At 50.5% G+C, this 15,375-nt stretch carries 22 protein-coding genes; 5 read left to right on the plus strand and 17 right to left on the minus strand.

All coding sequences use genetic code 11. The features are described 5' to 3' along the window. Positions 1–114: 114 nt before the first annotated feature. From erpA to FIV45_RS08920, 4 genes are all read left to right on the plus strand, one after another. Entirely contained in the window at positions 115–456 is a 342-nt protein-coding gene (gene erpA, locus FIV45_RS08905; RefSeq protein ID WP_235868176.1) for an iron-sulfur cluster insertion protein ErpA, read from the plus strand. Between the two features lie 77 nt (positions 457–533). Beyond that, on the plus strand, positions 534–818 hold the full coding sequence (locus tag FIV45_RS08910; protein WP_099474736.1) for a hypothetical protein: 285 nt from the start codon (positions 534–536) through the stop codon (positions 816–818). Between the two features lie 25 nt (positions 819–843). Next, a complete protein-coding gene (locus tag FIV45_RS08915; RefSeq protein WP_099474738.1) occupies positions 844–1,488 on the plus strand; it encodes a hypothetical protein in 645 nt (214 codons plus the stop codon). Positions 1,489–1,534: 46 nt separating this feature from the next. Beyond that, complete coding sequence (locus tag FIV45_RS08920) at positions 1,535–2,308, plus strand: exodeoxyribonuclease III (protein WP_099474740.1); 774 nt, start codon at positions 1,535–1,537, stop codon at positions 2,306–2,308. A gap of 61 nt (positions 2,309–2,369) precedes the next feature. Here FIV45_RS08920 and FIV45_RS18585 read toward each other — a convergent pair whose 3' ends face one another. The 6 genes from FIV45_RS18585 to FIV45_RS08950 form a co-directional block, all read right to left on the minus strand. Then, positions 2,370–2,831, minus strand: coding sequence for a MerR family transcriptional regulator (locus tag FIV45_RS18585; RefSeq protein ID WP_204602336.1), 462 nt, complete (start codon positions 2,829–2,831; stop codon positions 2,370–2,372). A gap of 134 nt (positions 2,832–2,965) precedes the next feature. After that, positions 2,966–3,268 (minus strand): integration host factor subunit alpha, encoded by a 303-nt coding sequence (locus tag FIV45_RS08930; protein WP_099474742.1) that lies wholly within the window; start codon positions 3,266–3,268, stop codon positions 2,966–2,968. A 142-nt stretch (positions 3,269–3,410) separates the two neighbouring features. Next, positions 3,411–4,388, minus strand: a complete 978-nt coding sequence (locus FIV45_RS08935; RefSeq protein ID WP_099474744.1) for a beta-ketoacyl-ACP synthase III — start codon at positions 4,386–4,388, stop codon at positions 3,411–3,413. Then, positions 4,385–5,485 carry a phosphate acyltransferase PlsX gene (gene plsX / locus FIV45_RS08940; RefSeq protein ID WP_099474746.1) on the minus strand — a complete coding sequence of 367 codons (1,101 nt, stop codon included), beginning with the start codon at positions 5,483–5,485 and terminating at the stop codon, positions 4,385–4,387. The genes FIV45_RS08935 and plsX overlap by 4 nt, the downstream gene beginning before the upstream one ends. Before the next feature lie 143 nt (positions 5,486–5,628). After that, positions 5,629–6,213: a YceD family protein gene (locus FIV45_RS08945; protein WP_099474748.1), complete on the minus strand. Its 585-nt coding sequence runs from the start codon at positions 6,211–6,213 to the stop codon at positions 5,629–5,631. A gap of 1 nt (position 6,214) precedes the next feature. Further along, a complete protein-coding gene (locus tag FIV45_RS08950; RefSeq protein ID WP_099474751.1) occupies positions 6,215–6,769 on the minus strand; it encodes a ubiquinol-cytochrome C chaperone family protein in 555 nt (184 codons plus the stop codon). A 188-nt stretch (positions 6,770–6,957) separates the two neighbouring features. Here FIV45_RS08950 and FIV45_RS08955 point away from each other — a divergent pair, with 188 nt between their 5' ends. Then, the gene (locus FIV45_RS08955; RefSeq protein WP_099474753.1) at positions 6,958–7,422 is read left to right on the plus strand and encodes an outer membrane protein assembly factor BamE; all 465 of its coding nucleotides are present in this window, start codon (positions 6,958–6,960) and stop codon (positions 7,420–7,422) included. Between the two features lie 13 nt (positions 7,423–7,435). Here FIV45_RS08955 and FIV45_RS08960 read toward each other — a convergent pair whose 3' ends face one another. The 11 genes from FIV45_RS08960 to FIV45_RS09010 all read right to left on the minus strand — a co-directional run bounded on the left by FIV45_RS08960 (position 7,436) and on the right by FIV45_RS09010 (position 15,365). Next, complete coding sequence (locus tag FIV45_RS08960) at positions 7,436–7,930, minus strand: flagellar basal body-associated FliL family protein (RefSeq protein WP_099474754.1); 495 nt, start codon at positions 7,928–7,930, stop codon at positions 7,436–7,438. Positions 7,931–7,954: 24 nt separating this feature from the next. After that, positions 7,955–8,944, minus strand: coding sequence for a thiamine-phosphate kinase (gene thiL, locus FIV45_RS08965; protein WP_099474756.1), 990 nt, complete (start codon positions 8,942–8,944; stop codon positions 7,955–7,957). A 3-nt stretch (positions 8,945–8,947) separates the two neighbouring features. After that, positions 8,948–9,430 (minus strand): transcription antitermination factor NusB, encoded by a 483-nt coding sequence (gene nusB / locus FIV45_RS08970; RefSeq protein WP_099474758.1) that lies wholly within the window; start codon positions 9,428–9,430, stop codon positions 8,948–8,950. Then, on the minus strand, positions 9,430–9,873 hold the full coding sequence (locus FIV45_RS08975; RefSeq protein ID WP_099474760.1) for a 6,7-dimethyl-8-ribityllumazine synthase: 444 nt from the start codon (positions 9,871–9,873) through the stop codon (positions 9,430–9,432). Before FIV45_RS08975 ends, nusB begins: the two co-directional genes overlap by 1 nt. 25 nt (positions 9,874–9,898) lie before the next feature. After that, positions 9,899–11,032 (minus strand): 3,4-dihydroxy-2-butanone-4-phosphate synthase, encoded by a 1,134-nt coding sequence (gene ribB / locus FIV45_RS08980; RefSeq protein WP_099474762.1) that lies wholly within the window; start codon positions 11,030–11,032, stop codon positions 9,899–9,901. 21 nt (positions 11,033–11,053) lie between these two features. Further along, the gene (locus FIV45_RS08985; protein ID WP_099474764.1) at positions 11,054–11,662 is read right to left on the minus strand and encodes a riboflavin synthase; all 609 of its coding nucleotides are present in this window, start codon (positions 11,660–11,662) and stop codon (positions 11,054–11,056) included. A 1-nt stretch (position 11,663) separates the two neighbouring features. Next, positions 11,664–12,770 (minus strand): bifunctional diaminohydroxyphosphoribosylaminopyrimidine deaminase/5-amino-6-(5-phosphoribosylamino)uracil reductase RibD, encoded by a 1,107-nt coding sequence (ribD, locus tag FIV45_RS08990; RefSeq protein ID WP_204602338.1) that lies wholly within the window; start codon positions 12,768–12,770, stop codon positions 11,664–11,666. Between the two features lie 13 nt (positions 12,771–12,783). After that, entirely contained in the window at positions 12,784–13,245 is a 462-nt protein-coding gene (nrdR, locus tag FIV45_RS08995) for a transcriptional regulator NrdR (RefSeq protein WP_099474766.1), read from the minus strand. Between the two features lie 26 nt (positions 13,246–13,271). Continuing rightward, on the minus strand, positions 13,272–14,546 hold the full coding sequence (gene glyA / locus FIV45_RS09000; protein ID WP_099474768.1) for a serine hydroxymethyltransferase: 1,275 nt from the start codon (positions 14,544–14,546) through the stop codon (positions 13,272–13,274). A gap of 39 nt (positions 14,547–14,585) precedes the next feature. After that, positions 14,586–15,020: a ribose 5-phosphate isomerase B gene (rpiB, locus tag FIV45_RS09005; RefSeq protein WP_099474770.1), complete on the minus strand. Its 435-nt coding sequence runs from the start codon at positions 15,018–15,020 to the stop codon at positions 14,586–14,588. Between the two features lie 156 nt (positions 15,021–15,176). Beyond that, complete coding sequence (locus FIV45_RS09010) at positions 15,177–15,365, minus strand: DUF6898 family protein (RefSeq protein WP_099474771.1); 189 nt, start codon at positions 15,363–15,365, stop codon at positions 15,177–15,179. Positions 15,366–15,375: the final 10 nt, after the last annotated feature.

Consider the following 15,375-nt stretch of genomic DNA (forward strand, 5'->3'; position numbering starts at 1 on the left):
TTGTGTTTTTCTTTGAGGAAACTTACCCTATTTTTTTGAGGAATTGAAAATATTTATTCAGTCCCTATATATAACATGGTAAAATACAGAAAAACATCAGGGTATAAGAGACTTATGACTATGAGCACAACACCGGTAACATTATCTGGCAGCGCGGCGAAACGTATCGCCGCCTTATGCGCCAAGGAAGGCAACCCGGATTTAAAATTCAGGGTTTCCGTTGACGGCGGCGGCTGTTCGGGATTCCAGTATGATTTTAATCTCGTCACGGAAAAGAAAGACGATGATCTTGTGGTTGAACGTGACGGCGTCACCATGCTGGTTGACGGTTTGTCCCTGCTCTATCTCAGCGGATCTGAAGTCGACTTCGTCGAAGAACTTGCAGGATCTATGTTTGTGGTGAAAAACCCCAATGCGACCGCCTCCTGCGGCTGTGGCTCCTCCTTCGCCGTCTAAAGACCAAATTGCGCCCCTATCCTGTGTGTGGTATAGTGGCCTTGTGATCGAAGACCTAACCAAACAGGAAAAGCAGGATGCATACCGTAAAAAAATGGGACAATGTTGAAAGTGTCGTGGACAGTTCGTTCACGGAAGCCATGGAATATATGGCCCAGCCTATTTTGGATATCCTGAAATCTTACAAAACGGAACCTGTCGAGATCGAAACCATCGCAGACGCTACGGACTATACCAAAGACGACATTATCGGCATTACAAAATATTTATGCGAACAACATAAACTTGAAATCATTCAACCGGCTGGCGCAGATCACGGCATTCAGGTGAAACTAACCCCGAAAGGGTTGAAGTCACTGTAAAATAAACGACAAAAGGGGAGTTTATTTGCTGAGCTATTTTATAGCATTCTCTGTCGGTGCCCTGGCGGGCATATTCGAGATTGGCTCCCGTTATAAGGATGAGCAGATCAAAATTGCTTTTTCTTATTTTTATGCCTACCTCTATTGGATAATCAATGGTCTGCTTGGCGCCTTTGCCTTGTTTCTGATGCAATCGTTTCCCGAAAAAATTCCCCAGACAGATTACCCTGTTATGAACGCCATTATCGCAGGTCTTGGCGCCCTTGCCATCCTGCGTCTGAACTTTCTCAACGTTAAAAATGCAAAAGGTGAAGAAACCGGCCTTGGTCTGGGAACCCTGATTACGGCGGCGTTAAGCTTTATCAACAGCAAAATTGACAAAGATAGGGCCGCAGATCGCCGGAAACTCTGCGATGAACTGCTAAAGGGCATTCAGGATTACAGCGCCCTGATCCAACAGATGATCGCGTCACTCGACTCCTTTCAGGATTTATCCGATGAAGACCGCCAAACCGTGCAGGACAAGTTCACCGAAGTCCGCAACAACTCCAGCCTGACACCCCGCATCAGGGCGACGTCAATTTTTTACACAATCCTGAATTTAACTGGTGAGAAACATATCAAAGGTGTTATAAATGCCTATAAATCTCATGAGAATGGCGGCGATTAAACGCCCCGACATCTCCGTAATCAGTTAGCAACAAGAAGTTCACTTTATGAAAATCGCCTCCTGGAACGTTAATTCAATCAAGGCGCGGCTGCCGCGTGTCACCGAATGGTTACAGGAATTCTCCCCTGACGTAGTGATGTTGCAGGAACTGAAATGCATCGACGAGAATTTCCCTTTTATGGAGATTGAAGACCTCGGTTATAATCTGTCTGTGCATGGACAAAAATCCTATAATGGTGTGGCCATTCTGTCTAAACATCCCATCGAAGATGTTATGATCGGTCTGCCCGGCGATGAAAATGACGAACAGGCCCGTTACATCGAAGCCACCATCAAGACCGTACGTATCGGGGGGCTATATCTGCCCAACGGCAACCCCCTGCCTGGCCCGAAATTCGACTATAAACTGGCCTGGATGGACCGTCTGATCGTGCGTGCGAAAGAACTTCTGGCGCAGGAAGAAATGTTTATTCTCGGGGGGGATTACAACTGTTGTCCCAAAGATGAGGATTGCTACGACCCGATCCGCCTCGCCGGGGATGCTCTCATGCAACCGGAAACCCGGGACCGTTATTTCACCCTGTTAAACCTTGGTCTGACCGATGCCTTAAGACAATTCTATCCGTCGGGACATAATTATACCTATTGGGATTATCAGGGGGGTGCCTGGCAGAAAGACAACGGTTTGCGTATTGACCACCTGTTGCTCTCGCCACAGGCCGCGGACAGGCTGGTCAAATGTGGTATCGACCGGGTCCCGCGCGGCAAGGAACGCGCCTCTGATCATACGCCGATATGGTGTGAACTGGATATTGATTGAAAACAAGCCGATGGACCGCCGTTGTGGCGCCTCTACTTCCGGCTCAGATGGGAGCTCTAGCTCAGATTGGTTTCAGGTGTTGACGCACTTTAATCAGGCGCGCCCGCAAGGATTTCAATGTCGCCAGCGTATCTTCATCTTCACGAAACTTCTGTTCCCCTTTTTGAGCCATCGTCAGTATTTGGGAGTTATAGTCGATTTCCGGCTCTATTTTTGTCTGGGTATTTTCGTTTTCCGCCTTGGCGTGAAAGGCCTGAATGACATTCTTCACACCCTGTTCGCGCAAATATTTTTGGGCACCCTTGATCGTATAGCCGTCTTCGTGAAGGAGGTCGCGGATTACTTCTATGATTTCGACATCTTCCGGCCGGTAGTACCGACGCCCGCCGCCACGTTTCATCGGTGAAATCTGACTGAACTTGGTTTCCCAGAAGCGCAAAACATGCTGGGGCACACCCATAGCCTCCGAAACCTCGCTGATGGTTCGGAAAGCGCTTTCTGATTTTTCCGCTTTTGCTGACATTATCTCTTCTATCTGAATCTTTTCGATCCGGAGCTTCCCCCAGATTTCTGACACTATTTAAAGAGAATCCAAAGGCCGCCCGTTCACGGACCATTGCCGTTTATTACACGACGACGGCGTGCTGCGCATATACGCTATGCTTTATTCAGCCCGCTTACGCGATCTTTTAGAACCTGTGAAGGTCTGAAAACCAGGACACGACGCGGCTCGATCGGCACTTCCTCGCCCGTTTTCGGATTTCTGCCAATGCGGCCGTCTTTGGACCGAACGATAAAGCTCCCAAATGAGGAGATTTTTACATTATCGCCTTCGACAAGATTATTAGAAATCTCGTCCAACACAGACTCAACCAATTCTGCAGATTCGTTCCGAGACAATCCAACTTCCTGATAAACAGCTTCGCTTAAATCGGCTCTTGTTATCGTTTTACTGCTCATTATTTTTATCCTTTGATGTCAGCACAGTCTACTTCACGGCGTTTTACCCGTCAATATCAAAGGGATGTCATACATTCCTCAGAGACAAGGTAATATACCTTTTAAGTATATTTAAACGATTTTTAGTAAAAAAACCTTTAATTTACCACCGGATAAGGCAAGCGCCCCATGTAAAACCACCTCCCATGGCTTCCAGAACCACAATATCTCCTTTGGCGATTCGATTCGCTTTGACCACTTCATCCAACGCCAAAGGAATTGAGGCGGCCGATGTGTTGGCATGTTTCTGAACCGTGACAGCAACTTTTTCAGGGGAAATTTTCAGTTTTCGAATTGTTGCATCCAGAATACGCTTGTTGGCCTGATGCGGGATTACCATATTGACATCATCGGCAGTGAAGTTATTAAAGCTCAAGGCTTCTTTTACCACATTGGCGAGGTTGACAACCGCATGACGGAAAACTTCCTTGCCTTTCATGCGAAGATAGCCGGCCGATTTTGTCGACGAAACACCACCATCAACATAAAGCATATCATTATAGCGTCCGTCGGAATGCAGATGCGAAGACAATACACCGCGATCCTGATTGGTGCCCTCGCCGACTTCTGCAGAAAGAACAATGGCCCCGGCGCCGTCGCCGAACAAAACACATGTGGTGCGGTCTTCCCAGTCAAGAATGCGGGAAAAGGTTTCCGCCCCGATAACCAGCGCATTTTTCGCCTGACCTGCCCGGATAAAATTATCTGCCGTGGCCAGCGCATAGATAAATCCGGAACATACGGCCTGCACATCAAACGCCGCTCCTGTTTCCATCCCCAGAGCCGCCTGTACACGGGTTGCCGTGGACGGAAAGGTTTGATCCGGGGTTGATGTGGCCAGAACGATAAGATCAATGTCTTTAGCGCTTATTTTGGCATCTTCGAGGGCGCGCTGCGCCGCCTTGATCGCCAGATCAGACGTCAACTCATCATCAGCCGCAATATGACGCTGGCGTATTCCGGTTCGCTCGATAATCCATTCGTCGGTCGTATCGACGATGTCTTCCATTTGCTTGTTGGTGATAACCTTCTCAGGTAGGTACGAACCACAACCGGAAACCACAGAACGAAACATGGTCATATAACTTTATCCTTAATCTCTTCCCCGGCCACGCTGAGTACGGCGGCATCTGCCTTCTCTTCATCACTCTCATCTTCCGGGTGACTTTCAAAAAGCTTGAGATCTTCGGAGATTTTACCCAAAAGGTCATGCGCGGCCATATCAGCCGCTACTCCGATTGCACTGGCAAATCCGGGCGCCGACGCGCTGCCGTGACTTTTAATCACCAACCCATTCAATCCCATGAATACGGCGCCATTATGGTTATTGGGATCCAAATGGTTCTTCAGGCCCATCAAGGCCGGCTTTGCGAACAGGTAGCCGATTTTGGAAAAAATGGAATCTTCCAATGCATCCTTCAGCATCCCGGCGATCATCCGGGCGGTTCCTTCTGCCGTTTTCAAGGCGACGTTACCGGTAAAACCGTCCGTCACCACCACATCGACGTAACCATTGGCCAAGCCATGACCTTCTGTGAAACCGGTATAATTCATGGGCAGATTAGCGTCGCGTAACATCCTGTCAGCGTTCTTGATAACCTCATTTCCCTTGAGTTCCTCTACCCCCACATTAAGTAACGCCACAGAAGGTTTCGACAATCCAAGAACCGTGCGGGCAAAAGCCGCGCCCATAATCGCGAATTGCACCAGGTTTTCCTCGCTGCACTCGACATTGGCCCCCAAGTCCAGCATGATGCTTTCCCCCCGTGATGTCGGCAGCAAGGACGTCATCGCCGGACGGTCAATACCCGGCATGGTCTTCAACATGAATTTCCCCATTGCCATCAGGGCCCCGGTATTACCCGCAGATACGGCGGCGATCGCCTCCCCGTCTTTCACCGACTGGATCGCCAGCCCCATGCTGGAGGTCCGCCCCCGACGCAAGGCCTGACCCGGTTTGGCTTCTGCGGAAACCGTCTTGTCCGTATGGCGGATTTCGCAGTTTTCTTTTAATAAGGGGTATTTCGTCACCAAAGGCGCAATTTTTGTTTCATCACCGAAAATGATGAATTTGACATCCAGCAACCGTTCGCGGGCGATGCTCGCCCCTTCAATAACGATCTGGGGAGCGTAATCCCCGCCCATGGCATCCAAAGAAATTATAATTTCACGCGTCAAAACAATTCTTCAATCTGATATTACCGCACCAGGTGCGTAATCTATTTATATTTATAAGGATTCAGCTTGTTGTATGCCGTGTCAGTGGCAGGCTGAAACACAGCTATATCATATTTCCGACAATACTGATTAATATTTTATCTTCAAGTCTTATGTTTCAAACTTTTAAGCACATCAAAAGGATTTTTCTTCTCTTCCATTGCGGTCAACTGATCCTCTTTGATAATTTTGTACCCCAACTCCTCTCCGGTGGCGTCCGGCTTACGAGGGTATGGGTTAATTTCCAGAGACAAATGTTGGGTAATCAGCTCTCCCAAATCGACTTCCTGCGAGCTCAGCAGCTCAAAATCCTCTTCCTCCGCATCGAACTCCACCTCGATCGCCTCCTGGTCTACACGACGAGGGGCCTGACGAAAAGTGACCTGCAGGTTACCAGCGACGTCTTCTGTTACCGGGTCCAGAGAAATGCTACAGGCCTGCGTTATCGTTGCGGTAAACGAAGCCTTTAATTTATACTCTCCCTTACGGCCGGGGATCAGGTCACATTCTGCTTGCAATGCCATAACCGACTCCACACCATATCGGGTCGCCAACGCGGCATGCTCCGCCTCACTGGCGTCATACTTGTAATGACGCCCCTTCGAGGGAACCGTGGTCACATCGACAATCCGGGAAAACTCCACAGCGATCTCGGGAAGATCATCAAGCGTATTCTTGTCATTTGACATATCAGGCCCCTTCCGGCTTTACGGGAACGAAATCAAGCTTCCCAGACAGCAACGCCGTCAAATCCTGCTGTTCAAAACTTGCCATCTGGCGCAAAATATAAGAAACAACCGCTGTCAGGACATCATCGCCCGGGTTTTCTTCCCTGTATATATTCGTCAGCACAGCCTTTTTCAAGGCGTCGCTTTTGTCTTCCGCCTGCAGAGCTGTTTTATACGCCAGTTTGCGGCCATAGAATGCTTCCGCCATGACCTTGACCTTTTTGCCAACGCTCATATCACCGACGCCGATCTCGCGCAGGGACATATCCATATTGTCAAACAGAACTTCCTGAATATAGCGAATAAGCAACCCGGCTTCCCTTTTCTTGGGAAATTGTTCTAACCGGTCAATGACCAGCGCCACATGCAGGATAATCAGATCAAAACGCCCGTCGAGCGTATCGGCAACCTTGTAATCCGCATAAAATGCCGGTTGCCGCGCCTGAGTCACAATGTGGGTGAAGACCTCATGGGAGAGGTTTCGTATTTTTCTGTTTCGCTTAAATAAGTTCAGCATTTATGTTCCAAACCACCATATAATGGCCATATTTTCATCTAAAAACCATATTCATATCTTAAACATTGACTAGCGCGCAGACTGGTGCCATTTTGTGCTATATTTTCCGTGTGGTATCATGCATATGCGGAAACTGCAATCAAAAGCGACCTTAACGATAAAGTATAGACGGGCAAGAAATTTTGACTATGAGAAACGTGACAAAATATATCATCCTCCTGACCATGACTGTTACCGTGCTTGGCGGCTGTACGTCGCGGAAATTTACACGGGGATACATGGCCGATGAAAAAGTCGTCAGCACCATCCGTCCACAGGTCGATAATCAGGAATCCGTTCAGGAAATGTTGGGCAGCCCATCGTCCAAGGCTCTGTTCGATAATGAGAACTGGTATTATTTCTCCAAAAAATCAAAACAGTTTGCCTTTCTAAAAGAAGATATCACGGCTATTGATATTATCGCCGTGCGCTTTGACAGCGATGGTTATGTTACCGCCGTCAACCGCTATAATATTGACAACCATAATGATATCGATCCTGTTGGCGACAAAACCCCGACTCACGGACGCGAACTCAGCTTCATTCAGGAACTGTTTGGCAATATCGGTCGCGTGGGCGCCGGCGGACCATCCAACGTTCAACCTGGCAACTGATGTCTTTTCCTGGCTAAAAGTAGCGGGCCTGAACAATCATAACCCGCTTGACCATGTCGTTTTTAAGCACATCGTTACTGAGCTTTTTCACGGTTTCTTTCAGCCCTGCATAATCAATATTGCGCGGGTTGCCTTCTTTCCCGATCGGCGTAACACTATAATGGCGCAGTAAGGAATCCCGAATTTCCGGCAGGTCTCGGATCAGCGCCATTTTACTGTCATTATCCTCTACCTCCAGAGAAAAATCGATCTGGGCATTCCCCAGGATACGGTTCTTATGAATCACGGGTAATGTCACTCTTTCTACCTTGACAAAATGCGGGTCTTTTTTCGGCTCTTCCTTAACCGGCGGAACAGGTTCCGGCGGATGTTCCCCGCCCCCCATCATGATAAGCGCACCAGCGGCACCGCCGCCACCAATAATTAACCCCGCCAACAGACCAATGATCAGAAGTTTCTTGCCGCCCCCGCTTTTTGGAACATCTTCGCCTTTATCTTCGTCCACCATAATCTCACTCTTTAACTTCATTTGTTAAAAGTGGCGAAATCCCTGATCGTCGGATAACAGGTTATCACCCGTCTCATTCCATATTGCAATTTCCGGTGCCGCCGTCATCTGACCAATGCGTGTCAGGGGGAGCGACATATCCCGGGCCAAAGATTGTATCTGGTCTCTGTCTTGCACCGGGGCGGTAAAAAGCAGTTCATAATCATCGCCGCCATTCCATATCAGCTTTTTATAACGCGGGAAGCTTTCTAAAATCTTACCAGCCTCAGAGGAAACCGGTAATAATTCAGCTTTCATTGACGCCCCCAGACCGGACAGCTGGCAAATATGACGAATATCACCCGCAAGGCCATCAGAAATATCCATGGTTGCCGAGACCAGACCAAATAATTTCTGACCCAGTTCCAGCCGCGGCTGCGGCAGATGATACCGATTAATCAAGTAATCATTATCCGGTGTAATTTCATGGCGCAGAAACTTCAGCCCCAAAGCGCTATCGCCAAGGGTGCCCGAAACATATATGTCGTCTCCGGCCTTAGCCCCGTTTCGACGCAGAGCCCGACCCGGCGTCACGGCCCCCACGGCGGTGATGGACAAAGTCAGGGGCCCCGTCGTTGATACGGTGTCTCCCCCAAGCAACCGGCAGCCAAAGAGCGCCTGATCTTCCGCCAGACCACGAACGAACTGTTTCACCCACGCTTCCCGGGCCGTCATCTGTTGAGGTAGTGCCAGCGCCAGAAGATAACCAATAGGAGACGCGCCCATTGCCGCCAGATCCGAAAGATTGACCCGCAGAGCTTTTTGAGCGATCAGATGCGCAGGATCATGGGAGAGAAAATGCACGTCCGCCACTAGGGCATCCTTGGTGAAAACCAAGGCCTGTCCCTCGGGCGGCGTCAATACAGCAGCATCATCGGTCAGCCCGAAAGCCGGGCTGTGCTTTTCCGCCAAAGGCGCAAAATAATGAGCTATGAGGTCAAATTCGCTCTCGTGAATTGTCTTCCTCCTTATCAAGGGTTAGCGGCGGATAATTTTCGCCAGCTTGTCGAGTACGCCGTTCACAAATCCCGGCTTGCTGTCATCGAAAAAGGCTTTCGCCACATCAACATATTCATTAATGATCACTGATGTTGGGACATCAGGTCGGGCCATCAATTCATAAACACCGGCCCGCAGAATGCCGCGCGCCACGGGTTCAACCCGTTCCAGAGTCCAGTTTTCGGACAGGGAACTGACGATATGAGCATCAATCTCTTCCAGACGGGCTTCAACACCTTTAACCAGATCAGCAAAAAAAGCTGTGTCGGCAGAAGCATATTCGTCGCCTTCTATGACCATACCCAGGCGGTGATCCATAAACTCCTCAATCACACTGCGGGCGAAAACGTCATTCATTTCCATCTGGTACAATGCCTGTACCGCGCCAAGACGCGACGCACTGCGGGTGCCTGCTGTTTTTTTAGAGGCGGATTTTTGTGAAGACGGGGCCTTGTCGGTCATTATGTGGTCAGTCCAAATTTCTGTTTTAATTCGATCATCCGAAGTGCGACTTCTGCAACAAAGCCCCCTTTGTTTCCTTTGTCTACCGATGCCCGCGCCCATGCCTGATCACGATTCTCCACGGTCAATACACCGTAACCTATGGCGAGTCTATCTTTGATTGCCAATTCCTGCAAACCGCGGGCACTTTCACCACACACATAATCATAATGTGACGTTTCACCACGGATCACACATCCCAGTCCAATATAGCCGTCAAACACCTGATCGGAATCTTCTGCAAAGCGTATTGCGGCGGGAATCTCAAATGCGCCCGGGACATCCAGACGTTCATATGTCGCGCCCGCCTCTTCCAGAACCGCAACAGCTCCCTTAATCAATTCTTCGGTGATATCCTTGTAGTAAGGCGATTCCACAATCAAAATATGCAGAGGTTTAGGCATGAATTTATCCTAACTGTTAGCGTTATTATTTTTTAATCAGGCCGATTTCAATACTGTCATCAAACTTGCGGTGTTCGACAATATTCAGGCCGTAACCTTCTATTCCCACCACATGTTGCTCTGTATTGGACAGCAGGATCAAATCCGTAACCCCGAGATCAACCAAAATCTGGGCCCCGATTCCATAGTTGCGCAGGAACGTTTCCTGCGACACATTCTTCTTCCCGGTGCGACGGGCAATACTGTCGGAGACAATGGTTTTCGAGGTTTCACGCAAATACACCAGAACCGCGCATTCTTCATCCCGGAATTCTTCCATCGCCCGATGCAACTGATTGCGCCGCGGCCCCGTAACACAGAGCAGATCATCAAACAGGTTAAACGGGTGCATCCGCACAGGCACCGGTTGGCCCTGCTTTGGTGTGCCTTTCACCAGGGCAAAATGCTGGGTATGGTCGTCTTTGACTTCATAAACCTTAAGTTTGAATTCCCCGCCAAACTCAGATTCAATCTCCATCTCATCAATGCAGCCCACCAGATTATCAACCCGCCGGCGATAGGCAATCAGGTCGGCGATGGTCGCGACTTTCAGGCCATGTTCCTTGGCGAATTCCACCAGATCCGGCAGGCGCGCCATCGTGCCATCGTCATTCATGATTTCACAGATCACCCCGGCCGGAATAAGCCCCGCCAGTTGTGCAATGTCCACGGCGGCTTCCGTATGTCCGGCCCGCACCAGAACCCCGCCCGGACGCGCGACCAAGGGAAACACATGCCCGGGTGTAACGATATCTTTCTTGCTTTTGGTTGGATCCACGGCAACCGACACCGTATGAGACCGGTCTGCCGCTGAAATGCCGGTGGTTACCCCTTCCCGCGCCTCAATAGAAGTCGTGAAGGCTGTTTCATGACGGGTACGGTTATTCTGTGACATCATGCCGATGTCCAGCTCCTCGATACGTTCCTGCGTCATGGCCAGACAAATCAAACCACGCCCATATTTGGCCATGAAATTGATCGCATCCGGTGTCGCCATCTGCGCCGGAATAATCAGATCCCCCTCATTTTCCCGATCCTCGTCATCGACCAAGATGAACATCCGGCCATTCTTGGCGTCTTCCAGAATATCTTCAATGGGGGACAGGAAGCTTTGGGGCATAGCTGGTCTCTTTCGATTAGATTACGCGTTACTAAATTTATTCATCCGGGCCACATAACGGGCCAGAACATCAATTTCCAGGTTCACTTTATCACCGATTTTCACAACGGAAAATGTTGTTTTTTCCTGGGTATGCGGAATGACATTAATCCCGAATTGTGTGGCGCCATCCTTGTCATCAATCACTTCATTGACGGTAAGGGAAATTCCGTTAATGGTGACAGACCCCTTTTCCGCGATATAACGGGCAATGGAGGCCGGGACGGAAAACCGCATGCGCAGGCTGTCGCCTTCTGGTGTGATATCAGTGATCTCGCCGAGACCATCCACATGCCCCGTCACGATATGCCCACCAAGTTCTTCCCCGATTTTCAGGGCCCGCTCAAGGTTGACTTTCGTGCCGGCTGTCCAGTCCTGAAGATTGGTGCAGGAGAGTGTCTCGGCAGAGGCGTCAACGGCAAACCAGTCTTCGCCCTTATCCACCACCGTGAGGCAAACCCCGGAACAGGCAATGGACGCCCCAATATCAATGGTCGCGGTATCAAAGGCGGTTTTCAGTATAATACGGCAATCGCCTTGTTGCTCTATGCTGTCGACAGCGCCGACATCCGTGATAATTCCGGTAAACATTTCAATGCCCTATCTCAAATTCCTGCCAAGTATCTTTTCCTACCCGGCCCTCTCGAACCAGAGTAAACTCCGGCATTTCCGTTAACATTTTCAGTCCGATGGACGGCAGCGCAGGCAGCCCGTCGCCGCCTATTATGCCACAAGATCTGAACCAATACAGTCGGTCTACCAGACTTGCCCGGATCAGGGAAGCATTTAGTTGCGCGCCCCCCTCCACCAAAAGCCGGGTTATGCCGACCGTGGATAATTTCTGCATCATTTGCATCACATCAACGCGGCCACCCTGATCCGCCTTGCAACCAATAACCCGGACACCGCGTTTCTCAAGTATTGCTGACTTGGCATCCGCCGGTCGGGTTGTTATCACCCATGTGGGGATGACCGCCGCCGTTTCAACCAGATGACATTCTGGTGGCAGACGGAGTCCGCTATCAACGATGATTCTTACGGGTGATCTTTGCCCTAATCCCGGCAGACGACAGTCCAGTCCGGGGTCATCCGAGAGAACCGTACCAATGCCCACCATAATGGCATCATTCTGTCCCCGCAGAAGATGCCCCCGCGCACGCGCCTCCGGTCCGGTGATCCACTTACTTTCCCCTTCTTTTGTCGCAATCCGTCCATCCAGGGATGTCGCGACCTTTAAGGTGACCAGTGGCTTTTGTTTCATGATGCGGTTGAAGAAGCCCTGGTTAAGACGATTGGCCTCGACCTGGCAGATGCCAAAATCAACCTGAAGGCCGGCTTCTTCAAGAATTTTAATACCCTGGCCTGCCACCCGTGTGTCGGGGTCCCCCGTCGCGATCACCACCCGGGAGAGGCGCGCCGCGACCAGTCTGTCGGCGCAGGGCGGCGTTTGCCCATGATGAGCACAGGGTTCTAGACTGACATAGGCCGTTGCCCCAATGGCAGCGTCCCCTGCCTGATTCAGAGCCTGTGTTTCCCCATGCGGACGGCCACCTTCCCCCGTATGGCCACGCCCCACCACATGACCCTCAGGACTGACAATCACGCATCCTACAGAAGGATTTGGCCAACAGCGCCCCAAACCGCGCCGGGCAAGTCCCAGCGCCATCTGCATAAAGTGTCTGTCGGCTTTTTCTGTCACATTTTATTCCGGACTAATCATCATCAATATCAGACAGCTTTCCGACAAAAGCTTCAAAATCCTTGGCTTCCCGGAAATCCTTATAAACGGAGGCATAGCGCACATAGGCGACCGGATCCATATTCTCCAGCCCTTCCATAATCAACTTGCCGATCAGTTCGCTCTGGATTTCGGAATCGCCCATACTTTCCAGTTGCCGAACAATGCCGTTGATCAGCAGTTCGATGCGCCCCTCTTCCACATTACGCTTGCGCAGGGCAAGATTAATCGAACGTTCCAGCTTTTCCCGCTCGAAAGGCACCTTCTTGCCGCTTTTCTTGGCAACCGTCAGTTCACGTAACTGCACCCGTTCGAAGGTGGTAAAGCGGGCCCCGCAGCCGTTGCAGGAGCGTCTGCGCCGAATGGCAGCATTGTCTTCCGTTGGACGACTGTCTTTAACTTGCGTATCATCATTTCCACAAAATGGGCACCGCATTACTCTATCCCTCCAAAAGGTTAAGCTTAATAGATGGGAAAGTCTTTACACAAGGCAATGACTTTTTCCCGCACGGAAGCTTCCGCCGCGCTGTTGTCTTCCGGGTTGGCTTTCAGGCCATTGAGGATTTCGATAATGAAGTCCCCGACCAGTTCAAATTCCTTGACCCCGAAGCCGCGGGTTGTGCCCGCCGGGGTTCCGAGGCGGATACCGGATGTCACCATCGGTTTTTCCGGATCAAACGGAATGCCGTTCTTGTTACAGGTAATGTTGGCGCGACCAAGACTGTTGTCTGCATCACGGCCTGTCAGACCAAGAGGACGAAGGTCCACCAACATCAAGTGAGTGTCTGTGCCGCCAGAGACAATATCACAGCCGCCTTCAACAAGGCGAGCCGCCAACGCACGGGCGTTTTCCACTACACGAGCGGCATAGTCGTTAAATTCAGGCTGCAACGCTTCTCCAAAAGCAACCGCTTTTGCTGCAATTACATGCATCAGCGGTCCACCCTGAAGACCAGGAAAAACAGCAGAATTGAATTTCTTGCCCAGCTCCAGATCATTGGTCAGGATCATCCCGCCCCGTGGGCCCCGCAAGGTTTTATGAGTTGTTGTGGTTACAACATGAGCATGTTCCAGCGGGTTGGGATGAGCACCGCCAGCGACGAGGCCCGCGAAATGCGCCATATCAACCCAGAAGTATGCCCCAACTGAATCGGCGATTTCCCGGAAACGTTTAAAATCAATGAAGCGAGGGTAAGCGGAACCGCCGGCAATGATGACTTTGGGCTGATGCTCTTTGGCCAGACGCTCAACTTCGTCAAAGTCGACCATGGCGTCTTCCCGGCTCACGCCATATTGGATGGCGTTGAACCATTTGCCGCTCTGGGCGGGTGGAGCCCCATGTGTCAAGTGACCGCCGGCCGCCAGAGACATGCCCAAAATGGTATCCCCCGGCTGCAACAGCGCCAGATTAACGGCGCCATTGGCCTGCGCGCCGGAATGAGGCTGCACATTGACATAGGCTGCGTTAAACAGTTTTTTAGCGCGCTCTATCGCCAGGTTTTCAGCGATATCGACATACTCACAGCCGCCATAATAGCGACGTCCAGGATAGCCTTCCGCATATTTGTTGGTCAGGACAGACCCCTGCGCTTCCATCACGGCGCGACTGACAATATTTTCAGAAGCGATGAGTTCGATATGTTCCTGCTGACGCCCCATTTCCAATGTGATGCTGTTCATCAGATCCGCATCGGTTTCCGCAAGAGGCGCATTAAAAAATTTGTTCATATCAGTCATAAAAGGGTAATCCTTAATTCAACAATAAATGGCTAAAAATCAAGACATCTTGTCTACGCGACGTTGATGCCTTCCTCCTTCAAATTCAGTGGTGAGAAATGCTTTAAGACAATCAAGGGCCACATCAGGTCCCGTGGTGCGCCCCCCCAGTACAACAACATTGGCATTGTTATGCTGGCGACAGAGTTCGGCGGTCAGGCGGTCATGGACAAGGGCGGCGCGGATATGTGCGTGACGGTTGGCGGCAATGCTGATGCCAATTCCTGATCCACAAACCAGAACGCCGCGTTTGGCCTTTCCATGACCAATTGCATCAGCCATCGCATGGGCAAAATCCGGATAATCCACCGACTCACGACTATGACATCCCAGGTCAAGCACCTCAAACCCCTGCTCTTCGAGATATTCTTTCAGGCTGACCTTCAGGTCATATCCTCCATGGTCGCCTGCTAACGCTATGACTTCTCTAGACATAATCAACACCCTATCCTCATGGCCCGGATCGAAACCGGCAGGTTAAAATCTTTCTGCCGTTTAATATCATAGGCGACAGGTTTTTCCTACCATATGTATTGGGAAAAAGTGCTTTTTTGTACTTATCTTGTGGATAGGGGACGAAAAACCGAAAATTCAACTCTGATCTTTGGCCAGCAAATACTTCAGCTTGCGCACAGCCACCTGGGTCAGATGAGAGCGCGCGGCGTTGGATGGCCCGACAATCGTGGCTTCCCGTCCGGTCGCTGGATCAACGGCCGTAACCTTCGTGGACGCCCCCACCTGGATAAATTCGATGATATAACCTTCTGAAGTGCCGCTCATTTTCGCGTGT

The organism is Paremcibacter congregatus (assembly GCF_006385135.1).
In the GTDB taxonomy this organism is placed as follows: Bacteria; Pseudomonadota; Alphaproteobacteria; order Sphingomonadales; family Emcibacteraceae; genus Paremcibacter; species Paremcibacter congregatus.

What these genes read in the sequence shown, in the direction of transcription:
- FIV45_RS08910 (WP_099474736.1), top strand. Translation starts at nt 534, where the DNA reads ATGCATACCGTAAAAAAATGGGACAATGTTGAAAGTGTCGTGGACAGT.
- FIV45_RS08985 (WP_099474764.1), bottom strand. Translation starts at nt 11,662, where the DNA reads ATGTTTACCGGAATTATCACGGATGTCGGCGCTGTCGACAGCATAGAG.
- FIV45_RS08920 (WP_099474740.1), top strand. Translation starts at nt 1,535, where the DNA reads ATGAAAATCGCCTCCTGGAACGTTAATTCAATCAAGGCGCGGCTGCCG.
- rpiB (WP_099474770.1), bottom strand. Translation starts at nt 15,020, where the DNA reads ATGTCTAGAGAAGTCATAGCGTTAGCAGGCGACCATGGAGGATATGAC.
- FIV45_RS08975 (WP_099474760.1), bottom strand. Translation starts at nt 9,873, where the DNA reads ATGCCTAAACCTCTGCATATTTTGATTGTGGAATCGCCTTACTACAAG.
- FIV45_RS08930 (WP_099474742.1), bottom strand. Translation starts at nt 3,268, where the DNA reads ATGAGCAGTAAAACGATAACAAGAGCCGATTTAAGCGAAGCTGTTTAT.
- nrdR (WP_099474766.1), bottom strand. Translation starts at nt 13,245, where the DNA reads ATGCGGTGCCCATTTTGTGGAAATGATGATACGCAAGTTAAAGACAGT.
- nusB (WP_099474758.1), bottom strand. Translation starts at nt 9,430, where the DNA reads ATGACCGACAAGGCCCCGTCTTCACAAAAATCCGCCTCTAAAAAAACA.
- erpA (WP_235868176.1), top strand. Translation starts at nt 115, where the DNA reads ATGACTATGAGCACAACACCGGTAACATTATCTGGCAGCGCGGCGAAA.
- FIV45_RS08935 (WP_099474744.1), bottom strand. Translation starts at nt 4,388, where the DNA reads ATGACCATGTTTCGTTCTGTGGTTTCCGGTTGTGGTTCGTACCTACCT.
- FIV45_RS09010 (WP_099474771.1), bottom strand. Translation starts at nt 15,365, where the DNA reads ATGAGCGGCACTTCAGAAGGTTATATCATCGAATTTATCCAGGTGGGG.
- FIV45_RS08955 (WP_099474753.1), top strand. Translation starts at nt 6,958, where the DNA reads ATGAGAAACGTGACAAAATATATCATCCTCCTGACCATGACTGTTACC.
- glyA (WP_099474768.1), bottom strand. Translation starts at nt 14,546, where the DNA reads ATGACTGATATGAACAAATTTTTTAATGCGCCTCTTGCGGAAACCGAT.
- FIV45_RS08960 (WP_099474754.1), bottom strand. Translation starts at nt 7,930, where the DNA reads ATGGTGGACGAAGATAAAGGCGAAGATGTTCCAAAAAGCGGGGGCGGC.
- FIV45_RS08945 (WP_099474748.1), bottom strand. Translation starts at nt 6,213, where the DNA reads ATGTCAAATGACAAGAATACGCTTGATGATCTTCCCGAGATCGCTGTG.
- FIV45_RS18585 (WP_204602336.1), bottom strand. Translation starts at nt 2,831, where the DNA reads ATGTCAGCAAAAGCGGAAAAATCAGAAAGCGCTTTCCGAACCATCAGC.
- ribB (WP_099474762.1), bottom strand. Translation starts at nt 11,032, where the DNA reads ATGCCCCAAAGCTTCCTGTCCCCCATTGAAGATATTCTGGAAGACGCC.
- FIV45_RS08950 (WP_099474751.1), bottom strand. Translation starts at nt 6,769, where the DNA reads ATGCTGAACTTATTTAAGCGAAACAGAAAAATACGAAACCTCTCCCAT.